Origin of the sequence: Glutamicibacter sp. NPDC087831, from assembly GCF_044742845.1 — a bacterium.
Lineage (GTDB): Bacteria > Actinomycetota > Actinomycetes > Actinomycetales > Micrococcaceae > Glutamicibacter.
In genome coordinates, this window is record NZ_JBIUVH010000003.1 from 43061 (window position 1) to 63097 (window position 20037).

Annotated in this window: 15 protein-coding genes; 8 read left to right on the plus strand and 7 right to left on the minus strand. The window is 60.8% G+C overall.

Translation table 11 applies throughout. The features are described 5' to 3' along the window. Positions 1–17 precede the first annotated feature (17 nt). The 3 genes from ACIOJF_RS11050 to ACIOJF_RS11060 form a co-directional block, all read right to left on the minus strand. Positions 18–1643, minus strand: a complete 1626-nt coding sequence (locus tag ACIOJF_RS11050; RefSeq protein ID WP_402696483.1) for an LCP family protein — start codon at positions 1641–1643, stop codon at positions 18–20. A 17-nt stretch (positions 1644–1660) separates the two neighbouring features. Next, positions 1661–2191 carry a 5-(carboxyamino)imidazole ribonucleotide mutase gene (gene purE, locus ACIOJF_RS11055; RefSeq protein WP_105657464.1) on the minus strand — a complete coding sequence of 177 codons (531 nt, stop codon included), beginning with the start codon at positions 2189–2191 and terminating at the stop codon, positions 1661–1663. A gap of 74 nt (positions 2192–2265) precedes the next feature. After that, on the minus strand, positions 2266–3426 hold the full coding sequence (locus ACIOJF_RS11060; protein WP_402735629.1) for a 5-(carboxyamino)imidazole ribonucleotide synthase: 1161 nt from the start codon (positions 3424–3426) through the stop codon (positions 2266–2268). Between the two features lie 176 nt (positions 3427–3602). On the opposite strand from ACIOJF_RS11060, the gene ACIOJF_RS11065 reads away from it, so the two are divergent. Then, positions 3603–4172 carry a GtrA family protein gene (locus ACIOJF_RS11065; protein ID WP_105657466.1) on the plus strand — a complete coding sequence of 190 codons (570 nt, stop codon included), beginning with the start codon at positions 3603–3605 and terminating at the stop codon, positions 4170–4172. On the opposite strand, the gene ACIOJF_RS11070 is transcribed toward ACIOJF_RS11065, so the two are convergent. Next, positions 4169–4897 carry a TIGR03089 family protein gene (locus tag ACIOJF_RS11070; protein ID WP_146112920.1) on the minus strand — a complete coding sequence of 243 codons (729 nt, stop codon included), beginning with the start codon at positions 4895–4897 and terminating at the stop codon, positions 4169–4171. The two genes, ACIOJF_RS11065 and ACIOJF_RS11070, sit on opposite strands and share 4 nt — an antisense overlap. A 288-nt stretch (positions 4898–5185) precedes the next feature. Here ACIOJF_RS11070 and ACIOJF_RS11075 point away from each other — a divergent pair, with 288 nt between their 5' ends. The 4 genes from ACIOJF_RS11075 to ACIOJF_RS11090 are packed head-to-tail and all read left to right on the plus strand — an operon-like array spanning position 5186 to position 12757. Beyond that, a complete protein-coding gene (locus tag ACIOJF_RS11075; RefSeq protein ID WP_105657494.1) occupies positions 5186–5710 on the plus strand; it encodes a WhiB family transcriptional regulator in 525 nt (174 codons plus the stop codon). An 11-nt stretch (positions 5711–5721) separates the two neighbouring features. After that, the gene (locus ACIOJF_RS11080; RefSeq protein WP_402741705.1) at positions 5722–9180 is read left to right on the plus strand and encodes a glycosyltransferase family 2 protein; all 3459 of its coding nucleotides are present in this window, start codon (positions 5722–5724) and stop codon (positions 9178–9180) included. Continuing rightward, complete coding sequence (locus tag ACIOJF_RS11085) at positions 9180–11801, plus strand: DUF5719 family protein (RefSeq protein ID WP_402741655.1); 2622 nt, start codon at positions 9180–9182, stop codon at positions 11799–11801. The genes ACIOJF_RS11080 and ACIOJF_RS11085 overlap by 1 nt, the downstream gene beginning before the upstream one ends. Positions 11802–11827: 26 nt before the next feature. After that, a complete protein-coding gene (locus ACIOJF_RS11090) occupies positions 11828–12757 on the plus strand; it encodes a heme A synthase (protein ID WP_402741656.1) in 930 nt (309 codons plus the stop codon). A gap of 11 nt (positions 12758–12768) precedes the next feature. Here ACIOJF_RS11090 and ACIOJF_RS11095 read toward each other — a convergent pair whose 3' ends face one another. Then, positions 12769–13227 carry a metallopeptidase family protein gene (locus ACIOJF_RS11095; protein ID WP_402741657.1) on the minus strand — a complete coding sequence of 153 codons (459 nt, stop codon included), beginning with the start codon at positions 13225–13227 and terminating at the stop codon, positions 12769–12771. Positions 13228–13318: 91 nt separating this feature from the next. Between ACIOJF_RS11095 and ACIOJF_RS11100 the strand changes: the two genes are divergently transcribed. Both ACIOJF_RS11100 and ACIOJF_RS11105 read left to right on the plus strand, forming a co-directional pair. After that, entirely contained in the window at positions 13319–13720 is a 402-nt protein-coding gene (locus ACIOJF_RS11100) for a DUF3499 domain-containing protein (RefSeq protein WP_208294212.1), read from the plus strand. A gap of 284 nt (positions 13721–14004) precedes the next feature. Beyond that, complete coding sequence (locus ACIOJF_RS11105) at positions 14005–15441, plus strand: TIGR01906 family membrane protein (RefSeq protein ID WP_146112267.1); 1437 nt, start codon at positions 14005–14007, stop codon at positions 15439–15441. Between the two features lie 72 nt (positions 15442–15513). Here the strand turns inward: ACIOJF_RS11105 and ACIOJF_RS11110 are convergent, their stop codons facing one another. Both ACIOJF_RS11110 and ACIOJF_RS11115 read right to left on the minus strand, forming a co-directional pair. Continuing rightward, positions 15514–17355 (minus strand): long-chain fatty acid--CoA ligase, encoded by a 1842-nt coding sequence (locus ACIOJF_RS11110; protein ID WP_105657473.1) that lies wholly within the window; start codon positions 17353–17355, stop codon positions 15514–15516. Between the two features lie 78 nt (positions 17356–17433). Then, positions 17434–19044 carry a dolichyl-phosphate-mannose--protein mannosyltransferase gene (locus tag ACIOJF_RS11115; RefSeq protein WP_105657474.1) on the minus strand — a complete coding sequence of 537 codons (1611 nt, stop codon included), beginning with the start codon at positions 19042–19044 and terminating at the stop codon, positions 17434–17436. 68 nt (positions 19045–19112) lie between these two features. Between ACIOJF_RS11115 and rsmI the strand changes: the two genes are divergently transcribed. After that, the gene (rsmI, locus tag ACIOJF_RS11120) at positions 19113–19973 is read left to right on the plus strand and encodes a 16S rRNA (cytidine(1402)-2'-O)-methyltransferase (RefSeq protein ID WP_105657475.1); all 861 of its coding nucleotides are present in this window, start codon (positions 19113–19115) and stop codon (positions 19971–19973) included. The last annotated feature ends 64 nt before the right edge of the window (positions 19974–20037 follow it).

Sequence of the window (20037 nt, forward strand, 5' to 3'; positions counted from 1 at the left end):
CGGGGGGTCTTAACCGTTTACGGAACCGAGCATTCGTCGTTATTGGCCGCGATCTCTGAAATCAACGTGCGGTAGCCTGCCATTTCCAATTGCACCAAGTACTCTTCGGTGATCGGGCTGCCATCTGGCTGGGTGAATTCCGGGCTGTCCTCTTTCGACAGCTTCGGAGCATTGTTCACGTCAGTGGTTTCCGGCGCTTCTTCGGAAGCCTGGGTTGTTTCTTCCGGAGCCGAGGACTTGGAGGAGTCCTCGCTCTTTTCAGGATTGTCCTTCTTCTTTTCCTTCTTCTTCTCCGGCTCGTTCTGCTTTGCGATCAACGTCTGGATACGCTCTTGCAGCTTGTCGAAGTCGGGGTAGGTGGAGAAGCTGCGTTCGAAGTCCGGCGCACCGAGGGTCAAGCGGGCCATTGGCTCCTTGGAGACCTTCTCGGCCAGAGATACGAAGGAACCGAGCTGACCTGCTGGAATGTCGGTTTCAACCAGCTGTTCACCGGCGGACATGATCGAAGTGAAATTGCTCAGGATCGTTTGCGGCTTGAACTGCTTGATGATTCCCTGCTGCAAGCACTGCTGGCGCTTGATGCGGTGGTAGTCATCGGTGAAGTCGCGTGAGCGAGCAAACCACAATGCCTGCTTGCCGGTGAATTCGTGGGTGCCCGGTGCGAACCAGTGCGTGCGCACGGTGCTGTTTTCGTGGTATTTCCCGTTGTAGGGAACCCATCCGCCGGAGTCGATGGTGACCCCGCCCAATGCGTCGACAAACTGCTCGAACCCGGCCATGTTGATCATGACGTAGCCCTGGACAGGGAGCCCCGTGGTGCCTTCCAGCGCGTCCATGGCAGCTTGCGCGCCGACGTTCTTCACGGTCTCGGGGAAAGCATCCGCGTGCTCGGTTTCGGCATTGCGGTAGATGGCGTTGAAGATGCATTCGTCGCCGCAGTTGTAGCCTTCGGGCCAGATCTTCTCCATGGGCGAGCCCGGGGCGAAGCGTGCGCTCTGGAAGTTGCGCGGCACCGAGATCAGCAGGCTCTTGCCGGTTTTGGCATCAACAGAAAGCAGAGCCGCAACGTCGGTGCGGACGCCTTCGCGGTTGGCACCGGAGTCGGCACCGAACACTGCGATGTTGTAGCGCCCGTCGACTGGCTCGAAGGCGGGTCCTTCATCGAATACGGCCACAATGGTTTCGCGTCCGGTATTCAGCAGCGAGGCGCCGTAGATGAAGACACCGCTGGTGGCCACCACGGCTGCCAGGGTGAAAATGGTAACGATGGCACGCATGCCAGGGGCCAGCAGCTTAGGCCGGATAATCACCAAGGTGTTGATGAACATGATCAGCCAGCCCAGGGCCAGCGTGCCGAGCACGATGATCAAGAACAGCTGGAAGTTCGGGTGGGCAACCCAGCCGAGAATGATCGAACGATCAATGAAGTACAGGGCAACCAGCGCAAGAATGGCCAGCCAGCAGGCCATGGTGATGGACACTGCGATCCGTCCAAGCTTGCGATTTCCCGCGACCAGCTGAGCGCCGCCGGGGAAGAAGATGGTCAGCAGGACCAGGATCAGAGCCCGCTTGCTGCGCTGCGGAGAGCTGATGGTCTCCGGCTGGCGCAACGGACTTGGTGCGCGGTGACTGGCAGAACCCATGTACTTTTGGACTTTCCCTAGGAAGCGAAATTCTCGTTGGCAACTTCAGCGCGCAAAGCCGAACCCTTGGCATGGGCTTGCTCGCGCAGTGAATCTGCAAACTGAAGCAACTTTACCTGTAACGATTCGGCTAGCTCATCGGTTCCCGCTGCGAGCATGCGCACAGCCAGCAGGCCGGCATTGCGTGCTCCGCCAATGGAAACAGTTGCTACGGGGACTCCTGCAGGCATCTGGACGATGGAGAGCAGGGAGTCCATTCCATCTAGTTTAGCCAGTGGAACTGGAACTCCGATCACCGGCAGCGGTGTAACAGCTGCAAGCATGCCCGGAAGATGCGCTGCACCGCCTGCGCCGGCGATGATTGCGCGCAGTCCGCGTTCGTGGGCTTTCTTGCCGTAATCGATCATTTCTTCTGGCATGCGGTGCGCCGAAACGACGTCCGCTTCAAAAGGGATTCCGAATTCGGCCAGTGCCTGTGCGGCCAGGCGCATGACCGGCCAATCGGAATCAGAACCCATTACGAGGCCGACCAGTGGTGCTTCAGACATGAGATATTTCCTTGCGGTGTTCTAGTAAGAGCCGCTGCCCGGTACGCGGCAGCGGCTCTTGATCAAAATAAAGTCTAGACGGCGGCTTCGATGCCGTCGCGGATGAGCGCGGCAACCTTATTGGCCTGCGAACGAAGTTCATCTACGCTTTGCCCGGCGTTAGCCACAACGTTGACGTGGCCGATCTTGCGGCCCGGGCGCACGGACTTGCCGTAGGCATGGACTTTGACTTCTGGCGCTGCGGCCAAGGCGGCTTGGAAAGCCGAGTAGAGGTCCTGGTTGGCGCCGCCGAGATAGTTCTTCATCACAGTCACGCCCAGCTCGCGGGTTTCGCCCAGCGGCAGATCCAGAACCGCACGCAGGTGCTGCTCGAATTGGCTGGTGACCGAACCGTTCATGGTCCAGTGGCCGGTGTTGTGCGGGCGCATGGCCAATTCGTTGATCACGAAACCGGCTCCTGAACCCGGGGTTTCAAAGAGCTCTGCGGCCATGACTCCGGTGACGCCGAATTCTTCGGCGATGCGCAAGGCCGCATCGGCTGCGGTGGCCGCGGTGGCTTCGTCAATATCCTGGGCAGGCGCGATCACTTCATCGCAGACTCCATCAACCTGGATGGTGTGGACCACGGGCCAAGCCTTGGCCTCGCCTGAAGGGGTGCGGGCTACCAACGCGGAAAGTTCGCGGGAGAACTCGACCTTGTCCTCGGCCAGCAGCGGGCCATGGGCGAACCAGTCGGCGGAATCCCTGGCGTCTTGGGCATTGTCCAGCATGCGCACGCCCTTGCCGTCGTAGCCGCCGCGCGGGGTCTTGAGCACAATGGGCCAGCCGGTCTGCTCACCGAAAGCGATCAGGGCATCGACATCGTCAACCTTGGCCCACGCAGGGTTCGGTAGTCCGAGGCGTTCGATGGCCTCGCGCATGACCAGCTTGTCCTGGGCATGGATCAGCGCAGCCGGACGGGGCTGGATATTGACGCCCTCATTGATCAGGGTGGTCAAGAATTCGTTGGGCACGTGCTCGTGGTCAAAGGTGACAACGTCCTTGCCCTTGGCGAATTCACGCAGGGTTTCGAGGTCTTTGTAGTCGCCTACAGGAGCGTCGGGAACGCTTCGCGCAGCCGAAACATCAGGACCTTCGGCAAGAACATGCAGTTCGAAACCTAGGTTCAGGGCCTCGGGGGCCATCATTCGGGCTAGCTGCCCGCCACCAATCACACCAATTTTTGGAAAGCTCACGATTACAAGGGTATCGAAAGCGACGTTGAGAATCGCATGCGCGTTGTCTGATTACTCTCACAATTCGGTCAATTTCCAGAAAGTGCCGATAAAATAGCAAGATCGCGCGCTTCTCGTAGTGCTTAGCGCGCCTTGTTACTGCTAGCCAGACGGGAACAATATTCCCTGGAGGACAATTGCTCGAGCGCATCAAACTCAAAATAGCCGGACTCATCTCGTTGCTGTGGCGCGAGGTGGCGAAGTTCGGCGTCGTCGGTGGCGTTGCGTTCATCATCGACTCGGGGATCTACGTCTGGCTCCTGCACGGTTCCATGAGCGATTCCCAGGTTAAAGCGAAAATCATTGCTGGCGTCGTCGCGACGATGTTCTCTTGGGTGGCCAACCGCTACTGGACTTTCCGCCACCGCCGCCAGGCCAATGTGGTGCGCGAGCTCGTGATGTTCATCATCATGAATGCCATCGGCTTGGGCATTGCCGCGGCCTGCGTATGGGTCACCAAATACTGGCTGGGCTTGACCGATCCCACCTCGGTGTTCATTGCCGGTTCGGTAGTCGGCTTGGTGCTCGGCACCATCTTCCGTTTCTTCGCCTACCGTTTCTGGGTCTTCGGCAGCGCGATGGATGCGGAGGAAGAATTCGCCCACGACCACGAAGTTCTGGGCAATCACAAGGCCGATACCGGCGCTGACGCAGCGCACTCCGCTGGCCAGGCCGATACCGGCACGGTACCGACGGTGGCTCGCTAATCCGCTGGTTGGTAGTCGAAGTTAATGCGTTCGCCGTCGCGCAGGCGCTGGGTCACTTCCATCCCGTCTTCTACTAGCACAATTCCGTCACCCGCTGCCCACTGGCCAATGGCGAAGGGCAGCAAGGAGAGCACGGGTTGCTGAGCACGCACTAGAATTGTTCCTTGCGCCTTAGCTTCGGTATCGAATAACGCAGCAAGGCTGACCGGGGTGTCACCATTGGTTGCGATGGCTGAGGCATCACCAGTTACTGGCGAGGGATAGAACTGATCCCCGTAGGTACGCACGGAGGCATTGAAGTCTTCTGCGACAGGGCCGAGATCCGAGCCGAAGGACAGCGCGAGAGCTGCCGGGTTCACGGCAAGGATTTCAGAGCTGCTGGGGATGCGCTCATCATCCGGTTGGGCCGTCACCCACACCGATGCCTGCTGTGCATCATCATGCCCAGCATCGACCAGCGTGGCGCCATGGTGCAGCGCGGCCAGGGCCACGACCAGGGACTTCCAATGCGCCGGCAAATCGAGCACCACGATCGAGTCTTCATCGAGGTCGAAAACCTCGCCCAAGAGATTGGCGCTTTTCGCGACCCAATTGTCAAATACCCGTCCGGACAGCTCGATGCGTTCCCCGCTGACGGAGTACCAGGTGAGCCATGGGGAGGCTGAACTGCGCCGCGGCGCGAGAAGATTCTCGACAAATGTTCGTGATTGTAGGCTATTGCTCATTGGATGTCCTTAAATTTAATTACTGAGAATTCACCGAGAATTCAGCCAAGACGGGACTCGCCCACCTCATGTGCGTCTTTTGACGGCGTGTTGTGCCGGGAGTTTCCTGAGAACTCTTCTTAGAATGACCTCCCCGCTTGACTCTAGCGGAGTTACACGGCTGTAATTAGATGGTGAGTCCGGGCAGGTTCATCACTTTTCGCTAGTTCGATGGAATAAATGCTGCCGGATGGATCGGGAGCAATGACGGCCCGATCTCCTCAAACCAATCGAAAGGTCAACATCACCATGGCGAATCTGGAGCAGGGGTACTCCGAATTTTCGACCTCGGCTGTTGCGTCGGCTCAATATGGGCTGGAGGACGCACCATCCGACTGGTTTGTCGATCCTCAAGCCGGTGAGTCCGCACGGGTTGCAGTTGCAGCCGATCTGGAGACCGCGGCCGACAGCTTCCTGAAAGAGCACGACACGTTATCCGACACCGAAGAAATCTCCTCGGTTGGCTCGTGGGCTCCTGAGCTCGACGAGGATGACGAAGTGCGCGAAACCATCAAGGCAGTTTGGCTTGGTGTTGGCGGCGAAGTTGACGAGGGCGAGCTGGGCTGGCAGGCCCGTGCTCTGTGCGCACAGACTGACCCCGAAGCGTTCTTCCCTGAAAAGGGCGGATCGACTCGCGACGCGAAACGCGTCTGCGGCGCATGTGTTGTCCGTTCGGAATGTCTAGAATATGCCTTGAGCAATGACGAGCGCTTCGGAATCTGGGGAGGGCTCTCAGAGCGCGAACGTCGCCGTCTACGGAAACGAGCAATCTAATTCGTCCGCCAATTCACGTCACCGCCATCGTTGCTTCGCACGATGGCGCTGACTTTTTACCACGCACTTTGGCCGCACTGCGAAACCAGTCCCGGCCTATCGAACGCTTCGTCGGAGTTGACGCTTCGTCCTCTGACGCATCGCTAGAGGTCCTGCGGGCGAACTTGCCTTCCAACTCCGCCTTGCTGGTCGCCGATGAAGGATCCTTGGGGCTGTCGCTGGAAGTAGCGGTTTCGCAACTGCCCGAAGCGCGTTTGGACCGTGATGAATGGCTATGGATTATCCATGATGACTCCATGCCTGCTCCCGACGCGCTGGAACAGCTGACTCGGACCGTTGAGGCCTCCGAATCGGTATCCATTGCCGGTTGCAAGCTGCTGGACATCGATAACCCGCGCCATCTGGTCGAGGTGGGTTTGAGCGTGGACCGCAAGGCCCAGCGCCTGACCATGATCGATATCGACGAAGTCGACCAGGGCCAGTACGACGGACGAAGCGATTACTTTGCCGTGTCCTCGGCCGGCATGTTTATCCGGCGCGAGGTCTTTGAGCAGCTGGGCGGATTCGACCCGGCTATTCCGGGCCGTGGCGACGACGTGGACCTATGCTGGCGCAACCGCCTGGCCGGTCACCGCGTGGTCGTGGTGCCAAGTGCCAAGATGTACCACCAGGTCGAGGTCGTCGACTCGCTGGCAGGCCCGCGCGAAGCCAAGCGCTCGGAGGTCTTCCAGCGCTTGAAGTTCGCTTCGCCTTTGGAACTGCCGTTCTTGTGGATTGGATTGCTGCTCGGCGGCATCGGCCACTTCCTCGTAGCATTGCTGGCCAAGGACCCGGGCCATGGCTTCAGCCACCTGGCTTCGGTCCTGCGCGGACTGTTCTCCCCGGGCAAGCTGGCCGCTTCACGTCGCAACGTCGCCCAGATCCGCGAAATTCCACGCCGCCAGGTCCGCAAGCTGATGGTCTCCGGCGCACAGGTGCGCGAATACCGCCGCAATGTGAACACCGGGCGTGCCGATGGCGAGGTCTACGGGGATGGCAGTGGCGCCGACGCGATGGTTGAACCTAGCGGTGACAACTTCTCCGACTTCGTGCGAATCGCCCGTCCGCCGCGCACCACCGCAGTACTCTCGCTGATTCTGGCACTCTTGCTCTCCGGGGCCGCTTCGCTGGTTGCTTGGCGCAGCCTGCTTGGATCCACTGCTTTGTCCGGCGGCGCGCTGCGCCCGCTGTCCAACAGCAACCAGGAAATCGGCGCCAACGCCCTATCGTGGTGGCAGAACATCACCACCGGATTGAGCGCTCCGCCGGATAACTCCGATGTGCTGTTCTGGCTTTTCTCGCTGGTGACTTTCAACCATGCCAACGAAGCTTCGATCTATCTCTTCTTCGCCGCGATGCCGTTGGCCGCCCTGACCGCGTGGTGGGGCATTGGCGCGGTGAGCCGTTCGCGTGCTGTCCGGTTCTTCGCCGCATTGATCTGGGCCCTGTTGCCTTCGCTGGTCTCTTCGCTGGCCTCGGGACGAGTCGGCTCGGTATTGATCCACATCTTGCTGCCGCTGTTCTTCCTGGCAATTATCCGTGCCATGAATGCCCATGTGGCCATCGAAGGCGCGAAGCCCAAGAACCCGAAGCAGCAATCCGTATCCGCATGGACCGCTTCGGCTAGCGCCGCCTTGCTGCTCTGGGTGATCTCCGCCGGTTCCGTTTCATTCTTCCTGACCGCCAGCATCCTGATTTACGTTTTGGCCATCTTCTCGGTGCGCCGCGCACGCAGCCTGTGGTGGATCCCGCTGCCTGCAATCGTGTGGAATCTTCCGCTGCTGTTTGCCGGCCTGGGCGATCTGCGGCTGCTGTTCACCGAGCCCGGTGCGGCGCGCGCGTTCTCGCCAGCTGCCCCATGGCAGATGCTGCTGGGCTTCCCGGAATCCTTCAACGCCAACGCCTCGCTGGTGGGTTGGGACTTCCTGCCCGCCGGTCCGTGGGCTTTGGTCGCCGCACTGCTGGTCGGGGCTCCAATCATCGTGCTGGCTGTTTTCGGGACCTTGAGTTCTTCGCTCAGCCACAGTTCCAGCATGCGCCGGAACTCCCGCCGCCTGCTGTGGGGCGCAGTCCTGTCGCTGGCAGCGGGATGGGCCGTCGGTTTTGTCCCGTTCACCTTGGACTCGCACACCGCGGTGAGCGCCTACACCGGTCCGTTCGTCTCCTTTGCCATGTTTGCATTGCTTGCAGCTGCCGCCAACGCGCTAGCTGCCCTGCGCCATGAAGATCAGCCGCGCTCGATGCGGACGCAGGGTTCTCGTCCGGCGATGGGCCTGATGGCCGCATTCAGCGTGATCGCGGTTCTCGCTTCCGGCGCCGTGCTGCTTGGCGCCCAGCTGAATCCGGCCGCGGAGTCCGAAACGCTGACGTCCCTGAATTCGGCCCAGCAGGTCCACAGCTCCCAGCCTCGCACACTGCCTGCCACGGCAGCCGATGCGGGCCGCTCCGAATTCCAGAAGCGCACCTTGGTGCTCAGCCCGCGTTCCTCCGGTGAAATCGACAGCCAGTTGGTTTCGGGTTCCGGTGAAACCCTGGACAGCATCAGCCGCTACTCGCAGGTCAAGCAAATGACCGGACCGCTGCTGGATCCTGAACGCAATGAAGCTTCTGCCACCGCGCAGGTTCAGAGCAAAGCCGTAGCGATGCTGCTCTCCGAGTCTGCATTGGATTCGCGCGAATCGTTGCGCGACTTGGGCGTGGGCTTTGTCGTGCTCAACGAGACTGGTGAATCTGTCCCAGCGACCGTTCGCATCCTGGATGCGGCCACTGGGCTGGCATCGGTCGGCCAGACCGACAGCGGCTGGTTGTGGCGAGTGGATTATGAAGCCGATGAAGAGAATCAGGGCGCTGGATTTGCCCGCGTTGTCGCTGAAAACGGAGACGTGAGCGTATTGCCGACCCAGCGTGGCAAGATCGCCAATCTGGAAATTCCGGCTTCTGATGCCAAGCGGACCCTGGTCCTTGCAACAGCGTCGGATCCGAAGCTGCGGGCCAGCGTTGATGGCGAATCCCTGCGTTCGGTGTCCTATCCCGAGGATTCGGAAACTCGATGGGCCCAGGCTTACGAGCTTCCTGCCGAGGGCGGCAAGCTGACGTTGTCGCACAAGGACTCCACGGCCATACCGGTTCTGGTGCTCAGCGCGATAGTTCTGCTGATTACCGTCCTCTTGGCCATTCCGGTGCCAAGCTCGCGGCGATTCGCCAACTACCGCAACAACGAATACCGCTTCCGTGAGCCACGCGACGAAAATGAAGAACTCGCCGACGGCTCGGCCGTTTTGGCGGCCGCCGAAGTCCAGAGCCCGGCTACCGGCACCATGCCACTGAGCCGACGCGAGGCACGCGAACGCGCCAGCGAGATGCGTGAGAACTTGACCCCGAAGCTCAGCGACCGGATTTCGGACGCCGATGCCGAGCAGGAGAAGAAGTAGTGAGCGACGAGAAGAACGTGAACTCAGCGGATTCTGCTGACAAGCCAACTGAACAGACCCCGGCCCCGAAACCGGCCTCCGCGCAACCAGAAGCCAAGGACACCACCCCAGTGTCGGCGACACTATCGCGTGCTGAGACAAAGGCTGCCAAGGCCCGGGCCAAGGTCGATGCCAAATTGGACAAGGCCCGCGCCAAGGAAGCCCAGGCCCGGTCCAAGGCCGAAGCGAAGAACGCCGAGAAAGCGGCGAAGGCTGAAGCCAAGGCCGCTCAGCGGGAAGAACCAAAGGCAAAGCCGCAGCCTGAGGCGAAGTCAGGGAACAAGGACGCCAAGGAAACGGTGCCCACCGCGCAGGCTGCCCAGGCGAAGGCTCAAGGCGAACCGGCGGAACAGAAGCCGGCTCCCAAGCCGGACTCCGTTCAAGCCGGATCGGAGCAGCCCGAGGCTGCGCACGCCAAACTGCCTGCAGCTGATGCAGCCGCCGCGGGCACCACTGATGCAGCTGCGCAGCCGGAACACTCCCAGGGCGCCGAGCCTGCCAAGAACGCCGGCCCAGCCGCGGCTGGAAGCAAGACGGGGCCTGGTGCCGCCCAGGACGCTGGACCGAAGAAGCCTGCAGTCCAGGACCCTGTAGTTGTTCCCGAACCAGTCAAGCCGCCGGCCGCAGAAGCGGCTAGGGCTTCCGGGAAGCAGAACGATGCCGGGGACTCCTCGGGGCAGCAAGGCGCAGCTGCGCAAGTTGCCGGCGTGGCAGCCACTGGTGCCGCAGCTGGCGCTGGTTCCACCGAGGCTGAGAAGAACCAGCCGGCCGGCCCGAAGCCTGGAGAAGAAGCCGCAATGGCATCAGAACCGGAAGATCCGAAGGCTGCCAAGCGCCGCCATCGGCTGGAGAAGGTTCGCGCGCGGAACGCCGCGAAGGAAGAACTTGCCGCTGCCAGTGCGCTGGATGCGCCCGCAGCCGGGCCGCAGGCGGAATCGGTGGACGGCAACGTCTCGAAGCGTCGCCAGAAGCTGGACAAGGCCCGCGCCGCGGCCTCCAAGGATGCGGCTGCCGCGCCGACGCGCAAGAAGACCGGCGCGGTTCTGCTCAGCCTGGTAGCCGTCGCGGCTGCTGGCGCTGCAGTGGGTGCCGGATCAATTTTTGCCCCGGCACCGGCCGAAAAGTCTTTGCCAGCTGCCGTGACGAACCTGCCCGCAGGTGACTCCAGCAGCGTTTGCTCGGCAACCCCGCAGCTGCTCAAGGGCGTGGAAGGCACCGATGCGCAGTTCGCCCCAGGTGCCAAGGACATTTCCAGCAACTTGCGCAGCATTGCTGTTTCGGATCTGGCCAAGCGCATTCCGGGCTCCTCCTTCACCAAGCTCGATGGCAGCGGCGCGCATGAGCTGACTGGACGCATCGCTGAGGATGAAGCTGCCGAGGCCCGTGGCGCTGATGATGAGGGCCTGACCGGCCGCGCCAGCAAGATTTCAACCGCCAACGATATCGATGACGCCCAGGTCTACACCTTGCAGCCGCTGGGCGAACTCGCTTCGAAGGGCAGCGCCGTGCGCAGCTACCAAGCCAAGGATGGCGACCTGGCAGGGCTTGCTGCCGCAACGTGCCAGGCTCCGGCGTCCAACTGGCGATTCACCGGCCTGCAGACAAGTACCGGTTCCACCAGCGTGATGCATTTGGCCAACCCAACGCATACCACTGCCCAGGTGTCCCTGCGGCTTCGCGGTCCAGACGGCTTGATCGACACCTCGACGCTGCAGAACATTGTCCTGGCAGCGGGGGAGAGCCGGGCCATCGTGCTCGGCGGCTACGCGCAGAACCTGAATTCTGTTTCGGCTGAAATCACCAGTGTTGGCGGAAAAATCACTGCATCGGTCCAGCAGGCCGCCCTGCGCGGTTTGACCCCGTCGGGTGTTGAACTGGTCAGCGCCAACGCGACGGCTTCCAACAGCCAGGTGATTCCGGGAGTGTGGATCGAGAGCAAGGAGAATATTTCCAAGCTCAGCAAGGACAACAAGTCCTTGGTTCCACAGCTGCACGTTGCGGCAACCGGTTCCTCGGGCGCTGGATTCAAGGTGAAGGTCCTGGGCGAAGACGGCGAAGTCGCCGCCAGCTTCGACGATAACCTCGCCGTCGACTCCGACGCGACGAAGATTGTGGATCTGACCCAGCTGGCTGGTGGCTATTACACGGTAGTTGTCGAGTCCGATGCTCCGGTCACCGCAGCGGTGAAGATGGTTCGCGGTGCGGACCCGAAGGACTCCTCGGACACTGCCTGGGCGGTGAGCTCCAACGCGCTAGCCGGTACGCAGGCCATGCCGCTGTCGGCTAATGGCACTGGGAAATTCGCCATCGCCGCCGTAGCTGCAGACTCAGCGGTGGAAGCAGTGGTGGTTAATAAGGACGGCAAGCTGGAGGAACCGAAGAAACTCCAGATCAAGGCCGGGCAGAATGTTGTCTTTGATCCGAAATCTGTCTCCGAAGATGCCCAAGCAGTCATCTTCTCGACAGATGCCAACGCTTACCTGGCCCAGCTGGTGCTCGGTTCCGATCGTTCCATCGCTTGGGCTGCCATGCCACAGGCGAATGCCGGACGCGACGGCATTGTGGTGAACATCGGCGGCTAGGAATCCGCCATTAAGGAACTGGATAATTGAAGACCCCTTTCGCATGGCTGGCTGAGCGAATCACGCTGGAACGTAGTTCGCTCAAGGCAGCTTCGCTATCGGCAATGATCGCAGCGATTCTGATTATTGTCGGCGGCGGTGTCGTTCGAGTCACCGGGTCAGGACTAGGCTGCCCCGACTGGCCAACCTGCACCGGCGGCTCCATCGCGCCAACCGCTGAAATGGGGATTCACGCGACCATCGAGTTCGTCAATCGGCTGCTCACCTTTGTCCTGTGCGCAGCGGTTGGTTGGGTCATCATTGCCGCCCGACTGCAACGCGAACCAGTTCCGGGCATCACCCGATGGGCGTGGTTCCAGTTCTGGCTTGTTGTGCTCAATGCGGTCATTGGCGGGATCACCGTCTGGGTGAAACTGAACCCCTACGTAGTTGCCGCCCATTTCCTGGCTGCGACCTTGCTGCTCACTGCCGCTGCGGCCACCTGGGACAAGGTGCAGAATCTGGGAAACGCCGGCTCAAAAGCCAGTACGGATTCGCTGAAGTCGCTGGGAACCTGGTTAGTTGTTCTCAGCGCCCTGCTCGTCATCATTGGCACCGGGGTGACCGGCTCAGGTCCGCATGCCGGAGACTCGGCCGAGGTCCCGCGGATGGGCTTCGACTGGCTGCAGATCACTCTCGTGCATGCCGCAGCAGCCGTGGGCGCACTGGTTGTTGCTATGGTGATGTGGCGTCAAGCAAGAAAAGAACAAGTACCGGACGTGGCGCACAAAGCCAAGCTCTACCTCTGGGTATTGGCCGGACAGGGGCTGCTCGGAGCGATCCAGGCCATGACCAGCCTGCCAGAGCTGCTTGTGGTCGCCCACCTGGTTGGTGCTGCGCTGGTATGGATCGGTGCCGTGCGCGTTGGCCTGGCCTCCCATGCGCCGGGACGTGAAAGCCGGATCCAGGCCAGCTAGAGAAGATGGCCCTAGTAGTCCGGATCCTCAGGGAAATATCCGGGGTCCACTTCCGAGATGGGTTTCATCCAAAGCTGCGCGACCTCGTGCACCACGCACTGATGGACCAGATCCAAGAGTTCGCCGGTGTTTTCCGCAATCTGCTCAATGGGCAAGCGATAAATGATGATGCGCGCTGGGCGGCTAGCCGAAGCTGATTTTGATGATGCAAGCGGCACCCGCTCGCCCAGTGCAGCAGCCTGTTCCAGCAGCTTGTCACTGGGCACCGGATCAATCAGGAAATCGATCTTTTCAATTTCTCCGGGCCAGCGTTCCGAGAGCCTTTGCGCACTGGCCATCACGGCATCATCAAATCGTTCCGGCCGTGAACGGTAAGCAGGAAGATGCATGGGCATCAGCGGGCCACGCCGCCCGCGTCCGTGGCGGTGGCGACGGGAACCGCTTGGCGGATCAGGCAACTTGGAGTTCATGAACTCAGCCTAGCGCTTGCGACACTGTGCCGGTGCCCATCAGCCCGCAAATGGGCGAAGATCCCAAGGATGTGCTGACCAGCCGAGTAGAATGGCAAACGTGGAAGGTCTTCGTCTTTGTTCTCGCCCAGCCTGCCGTGAAACGGCCCGCGCTACTCTTACCTACGTATACGCAGATTCAACTGCTGTTCTTGGGCCTTTGGCGACGTACCCGGAACCGCACTGCTATGACCTGTGCGCCCGCCATGCGAACCGTCTGACAGTTCCCAGCGGGTGGAGCCTGATCCGTGGCGCCATCCCAGATGTGCTTGAACCAGAAGATGAGCTGAACGCGTTGGTGAATGCCGTCCGCGATCGAGAACCAAAGGTTCGCGAACCTCGCCACGCATCGGATTCGCCCATTGATTCAGTCCGTCCCCGCGATATCCGTGCACAGCGCTTTGACACTCGCGTCCGCTTGGCTGTGCTCCCAGCTGGCGACGAAGAAGCCTAGACCTTCTTCTCGAAGAATTCTTGAACCTGCATCGGCACTTCGGCGGCATCTGCAGCACCTCTTTGTGTCCTAGCTGAAATCCAATTTTGGTGTGGTAATCCGTCAGATGACTCGCCTCGCTGGATATGCTAAAGGCGCGTGCGCCGTACTCGGCCCGTAAAGCAACCCCAAAACAGCACACCATCGCGCGAATTGCAGGAGGACTCCTCATGGCTGAGGCGGCGAAAAACCCCACTGGAGGGCAAGGAACTACGGGCCAGCCGGCACCGGCTGCCACTGGCAACATGACAAGCCCACAGACCAGCCTGAGCCAAAAAGCTGAAGAGCTTACTGCGCGCCTGGAAAAGCACAAGAACCAGGCCCAGGCAAACGCCGCTGCCCAAAAGGAAGAAGCCCGCAAAGAGGCCATCCGCCGCGCGATGTCCGGCAAAACCGACGCCGAGACCAAGAACCCAACTGCAGCTCCTGCAGCCAAGGCGCAGCCTGCCCCCGTGAAGCCAGCGGCAGACAAGCCTGCCGCGACCCCTGCGGCCAAGCCAGCTGAGGCCAAGCCTGCTGCGGCCAAAGCCCCGGCAACCAAGCAGCCGGTCAAGCCAGCGCCCGTCAAGCCCGCGGCGTCCAAGCAGGCAGCCGCCAAGCCAGTTGCGGCCAAACCTGCGGCCGCGAAGCCTGCCGCCAAGGCGCCCGCTGCGAAGCCGGCCGCTAAAGAGCCAGTAGAAGATGTCATTCGCGCCATCAAGCTACCGCACGAAATCGAAGCGGAGAAGCAGGTGCAAAGCGAAGCCGCCGCCGGTGCCGGGAAGTCCGCTGAGCCGCAGGCCAGCGAGAAGGCAACCACCGCGCAAAGCGTGCCACCGGTGTCTGCTGCTCCGAAGACCGGATCCCTGCCAACAACAAAGGCTGCCGTTGCCCAAGCACGTAACCGCGTCTTTGGCAGCTACGCGCCAGAACCGGAACCTTCCGAAGCGGCCGTGAAGCGCCGGGTTGCGCGCGAACGGGCACTGAACTCGAAGCCGGCCCTGGGCCGTACTGCCCAGGTGATCGTGGCTCTGGTCTTCCCGTTGCTGACCTTGATCGCTGCCATCCGTTTGGTTGCCACGCCGGCTTTCCTGGCCCTGTCCTACGGCCGCCCTGGATTCCCAAGCGATTCCTTTGGTTTCACCGATTCTGAACGCCTGACCTACGGCAGCTACGGTGTGGATTACCTGAACAACTTTGCCGGCCCCGAATACTTGGCCGGCCTGAAGCTTTCCACCGATTCAAGCATGTTCACCGAAGGGGAGGTCCAGCACATGGTGGACGTGAAGAACCTCATCGGGTTCGCCTATATCCTCGGAGCTGTTCTAGCGGTCATCTTGATCATCGGTGTTTGGTACCTCGCCAAGCGCTATGCAGGCGGCGTACGGCGTGCATTGTTCTCGGGAGCGATCTTGGCCTTGGCGGGCATTGCTGCGCTGGCCGTCTCCGCGATTGTGGGATGGGACAATTTCTTCACCCAGTTCCATGCCCTCTTCTTCTCCGACGGCACCTGGACCTTCAACGTCAGCGATACGCTGATCCGCCTGTACCCAGAGCAGTACTGGCTCGATAGCGCCATTGGCATCGCCGTGCTGGTGCTGGCCACGATCGTCACTGTATTGATCAGTTGCTGGCCAACCGGCCGCCGCCGTGAGGCGGCCCGGCTGCGCCAGGAGGCCCGTGCGTTCGGCATTGGCAACTAGCTGGCACAAGGCTTAAAGCACTGGGGGAGCAGTTCATGGCGAACTGCTCCCCATTGCTTTACCCAGTGGGAATTACTGGCGGTAGAGGGCTTCCACGCGGCCTTCGAATTCTTCGAGAACGCTCTGGCGCTTGAGCTTCAACGAGTTGGTCAGGTGCCCGGAAGCTTCGGTGAATTCCTCTTCCAGGACCACGAACTTGCGAATGGACTCAGCCTTGGAAACGGTCAAGTTAGCGGTATCCACGTAGCTCTGGACCTCGGCGATCACTGCTGGGTTGATGGCCGCCTCAGCCAGGGTCATTGCTTCAAGCCCCTTGGCCTTGGCCCACAGCACCAGTTCTTCGGGATCGAGGGTCATCATGGCCGTAATGAATGGGCGCTGTTCGCCAGCCAGTACGCACTGGGAGACGATGCGTCCGGCGCGGACCATCTCTTCCAACGGGCCAGGGGAGACGTTCTTGCCGCCGGCGGTGACGATCAGTTCCTTCTTGCGGCCAGTGACCTGGAGGAATCCTCCATCATCCAGGACTCCGGTATCACCAGTCTTGAAATAGCCGTCTTCATCGAAGACTTCAGCCGTGGCGGCAGGATTGTTGTGATAGCTCGCGAAAACCCCAATGCCCTTGACCAGGATTTCACCGTCATCGGCGATCCTGATGGAGGTGCCGGGAAGCGGACGACCCACGGTGCCCACGCGGATTCGTGATGCTTGATTCACGGTGGCTGGGGCGGTGGTTTCGGTCAGGCCGTAGCCTTCGAGCAGTTCAATGCCAGCGCCGCGGAAGAAATGAGCCAAGTCCGGGTTCAATGCACTGGCTCCGGAAATCGCGTAACCGCAGTGGCCGCCAAAGACGGCCTGCAACTTCGGGTAGAGGACCTTGCTGAACAAGGCATGGCGGGCACGCAGGCCCAAGGGCATGCGAGTCTTGAGGCCACGCGCACGCGCATCACGGATCTTGGAAACCTCGATGGCTGCCTGTTCTGCCTTGAGGAACAGCTCGGCCTTGCCGCCACGTTCGGCTGTGGCCAAAGCGGTGGTGCGAATTTTCTCGAAGACGCGCGGCACGGCCAGCAGGAAGCCGGGCTTGACCGCGGACATGTCCTCGACCAGATTGGCCATGGAACTGGAATGCGCAATCACCGATCCGCCGTGGATGCAGGTCTGCTGGACGGCACGAGCCAATACGTGGGCCAGCGGCAGGAACATCAGCGTTCGGCGCTCTTCCCCGAGCACTTCGAGCATATGGCCGGCCAGATTATGCGCCACCATGGCAAAGTTCGAGTGGGTCATATTGCAGCCCTTGGGACGCCCGGTGGTACCCGAGGTGTAGACCATCGTGGCCACGTCCTGGAGGGTCATGGAAGCACGGCGGGATTCGACCAGCTGCTCATCGACTTGGTTGGCAGGAACCATCAGCTGATGCAGGCCAGCGGAGGGAATAAGCGTCTTGTCCGCCGTGTCGGAGCCTTCAAAGATGTGGGTGCGAACCGGTTCGCCCAGCTGAGCCGCCGCCTGGCGGACGTTGGCGCGCAGCTCGTGGTTTTCGGCGAAAACCACGCGCGCACCGGAGTCGCGCAGGATCCATTCGATCTGGAAGGCGCTGGAAGTTTCGTAGATGGGGACCGTCACGCCTCCGGCGAACCACACCGCTTCCTCTGCCAAAGCCCATTCATAGCGGGTACGGGAAATAATGGCGACCTTGTCACCGGGCTGCAACCCATCATTGATCAGCGCCATTGCCAGGCGCTTGACATCAATGAGGAAATCACCGGCACTGAGATCATGCCAGGTGCCGTCGCGCTGCACGCTGAACAGTGGTCGTTGCGCCCCACGTGCTACGCGATCAAGGAGTAGGCTCGTCGTGTTTACTTCTGGTGCTAGATCAGTGAGTAGCTCGACGGTTACTTCTTGCATTGAAGAATTGTCCTTTGGGATTCGATGGTCGTCTTAGTGGCCTATTTCATGGAAGCAGGTGGCCAAGCCACGGGCAGCCTAGCCCCAGCTGGGGAGCCACACGTGCAAGCGCCAGTAGTCATCCGCGATCATTTCCCCACTCCATATCGGCCAGAAAAAGGCCGACGTGACTAGGAATAACGCCATGAATATGGTGAGTACGATGATGCGTGATCGGTGCGCGGCACTGGAATTAGGGTCGCGTGGAATGAACCTGCCAATCATATACGTCAACGCGAGAACCATGAACGGAACCAGTGGCAGGGTGTAGAAGAAGAACATTGTGCGTTCTGGGTACATCAGCCACGGCAGGAACCCGGCCGCCACCGATGAGAGGACCGCTCCGGCGCGCCAATCACGGGCGCCAATCCACCACAGAATCAGCAAGAACATGCTGATGGTGCAGGCCCACCACATCAACGGGTTAGGCAGGTCGGTAATGACCTCGGTGCAACGTTCCAGCCCGCAGCCGTTGGCTCCCTTGTCGTAGCCTTCGAAGTAGAACAGCACTGGACGTCCGGCGAAGGGCCACGTCCACGGCGAGGATTGCCAGCCATGCTCGGAGTCGAGCCCGGTATGGAATTCGTAGCCAGCCTGGTGATAATGCCACAAGGAACGCAACGGCGAGGGCAGCCAGCTAATGCCTTCGCCGGGATTCTCCTCGGCCCAATGGCGGTATCGGCCGCCCTGGGTGATCAGCCACCCGGTCCACGTGGACAAATAGGTCAGCAGCACCAGCGGCAGCATGGTGAAGAAGGAATAGATTCCGTCGCGGATGAATGCCGCCGACTGCCACTTGTGAACTCCTGCGGTGCGCCGCGCACCAAAGTCCCAAAGCACCGCCATGAGGCAGAATACAGCTACGAAGGACAGCGCCGACCATTTAATGCCAACTGCGCCACCGAGCATGATCGCTGCGATCAGCCGCCATGGGCGCCACCAGAGCATAGGGCCATGAACGAGCAGGAAGTCATCTGGCCGGTTACCCTCGGGCACTGAAAGCTTCCGGGCAAGCACGGTTCTGCCATGTATCCGGTCTTTGAGCAGGGCATAAAACGCGGCAATCACAAAGAACATCAAGAAGATGTCCAGCAACGCGGTGCGCGACATGACTATGGAATGGCCGTCGATGGCCATGAGCAAACCGGCGATGCCGGCAAGGACGTGGGAACCGAAGAGCAAGCGGGCGCACAGAGTGACTAGCAGGACCGAGAGGGTGCCGACGAGCGCTGTGGAAAAACGCCAGCCGAAGCCATTGAAATCACCGAAGAGGAGCATGCCCACGCCGATCAACCACTTGCCCAGCGGCGGGTGGACGACAAAAGAAGCTTCAGCTTCCAGCTGCGGGTCGCCCGCGATGAACTTCCCGTCGCTGTCGTCAGCCCATTCGCGCTCGTATCCGCTTTGCAGCATCGCGAAAGCGTCCTTGACGTAATAGGTTTCATCAAAGATCAGCAGGTGCGGGTGCGCCAGGTTGACGAAGCGCAAGAGGCCGGCAATCAGTGTCACGACCAGCGGAATGATCCACATCAGCGGGCCGCTGGGAGCCACCACAGGCAGGAGCCGCTGTTTCAGGCTCTCGAAAGTGAAGGCCTGTCGCGCCGAGCGTACGTGGCCGGAGTCCGGAGTGTCTAAAACCGAGGTGCCCATCACCAATTCATGCTACCGGGGGAAAGTCCAGAAAGTGGGCTTTTCCTGCGTCGCGTAGGCTTAAGAATGTGCAGAACTCAGATAATGAGGGCGTAATCGTCCTGGGAGCCACCCCGATTGGCAATTTGTCCGACGCCTCCCCGCGTCTGCGGGAGATTATGGCCAGTGCCGATATCATCGCCGCGGAGGACACCAGAAACTTCCACCACCTGGCCCATGCCCTGGGCATTAAAATCACTGCGAGGGTGATGAGCCTGCATGAGCACAACGAGGCTCACAAGCTCTCCGAGGTGATTGACCTGGCCGCCGAGGGCGCGACTGTGCTGGTGGTTTCCGATGCAGGAATGCCGGCGGTATCGGACCCCGGCTACCCATTGGTGGCCGCTGCCTTGAGTGCTGGAATCCGTGTCACCGCGGTACCGGGCCCTTCTGCGGTGCTCACCGCGCTGGCCCTGTCCGGATTGCCAACTGGCCGTTTCACCTTTGAAGGCTTCCTGCCGCGCAAGGCGGGGGAACGCCGCAAGCGCCTGGATTCCTTGCTCGCCGAAGATCGCACCATGGTGTTCTTCGAGGCTCCTCACCGGCTGAGCGACTTCCTGGATGCCGCTATCGAAGCATTTGGCCAAGACCGCCAGGCCGCCGTAGCCCGCGAGCTGACCAAGAAGTTTGAAGAGGTCCGTCGAGATTCACTGGCAAATCTGCGCGCATGGGCAGAAGATGGCGTACGCGGAGAAATTGTTGTGGTGGTCCACGGAGCCCCGGAAGCCGAGGCCGCATCCATCGAGGATTTGCTTCCCAAGGTTGCAGCCCTCGTGGAGGAAGGCATGCGCATGAAGCAGGCCGTGGCCGAAGTCGCCGAAAAATTCGGCGTGCAGAAACGCGAGCTTTATGAAGCTGTTCTGGCAGCACGTCACGAAGCGGGAAAATAGCCGAAGTCGCATAGGCTAAATGCACAATGAATGCTCGCGTTTATCGTGCAGACGGCAATTTACA

What these genes read in the sequence shown, in the direction of transcription:
- ACIOJF_RS11110 (WP_105657473.1), bottom strand. Translation starts at nt 17,355, where the DNA reads ATGCAAGAAGTAACCGTCGAGCTACTCACTGATCTAGCACCAGAAGTA.
- ACIOJF_RS11105 (WP_146112267.1), top strand. Translation starts at nt 14,005, where the DNA reads ATGACAAGCCCACAGACCAGCCTGAGCCAAAAAGCTGAAGAGCTTACT.
- ACIOJF_RS11100 (WP_208294212.1), top strand. Translation starts at nt 13,319, where the DNA reads ATGGCAAACGTGGAAGGTCTTCGTCTTTGTTCTCGCCCAGCCTGCCGT.
- ACIOJF_RS11050 (WP_402696483.1), bottom strand. Translation starts at nt 1,643, where the DNA reads ATGGGTTCTGCCAGTCACCGCGCACCAAGTCCGTTGCGCCAGCCGGAG.
- ACIOJF_RS11115 (WP_105657474.1), bottom strand. Translation starts at nt 19,044, where the DNA reads ATGGGCACCTCGGTTTTAGACACTCCGGACTCCGGCCACGTACGCTCG.
- ACIOJF_RS11095 (WP_402741657.1), bottom strand. Translation starts at nt 13,227, where the DNA reads ATGAACTCCAAGTTGCCTGATCCGCCAAGCGGTTCCCGTCGCCACCGC.
- ACIOJF_RS11070 (WP_146112920.1), bottom strand. Translation starts at nt 4,897, where the DNA reads ATGAGCAATAGCCTACAATCACGAACATTTGTCGAGAATCTTCTCGCG.
- purE (WP_105657464.1), bottom strand. Translation starts at nt 2,191, where the DNA reads ATGTCTGAAGCACCACTGGTCGGCCTCGTAATGGGTTCTGATTCCGAT.
- ACIOJF_RS11075 (WP_105657494.1), top strand. Translation starts at nt 5,186, where the DNA reads ATGGCGAATCTGGAGCAGGGGTACTCCGAATTTTCGACCTCGGCTGTT.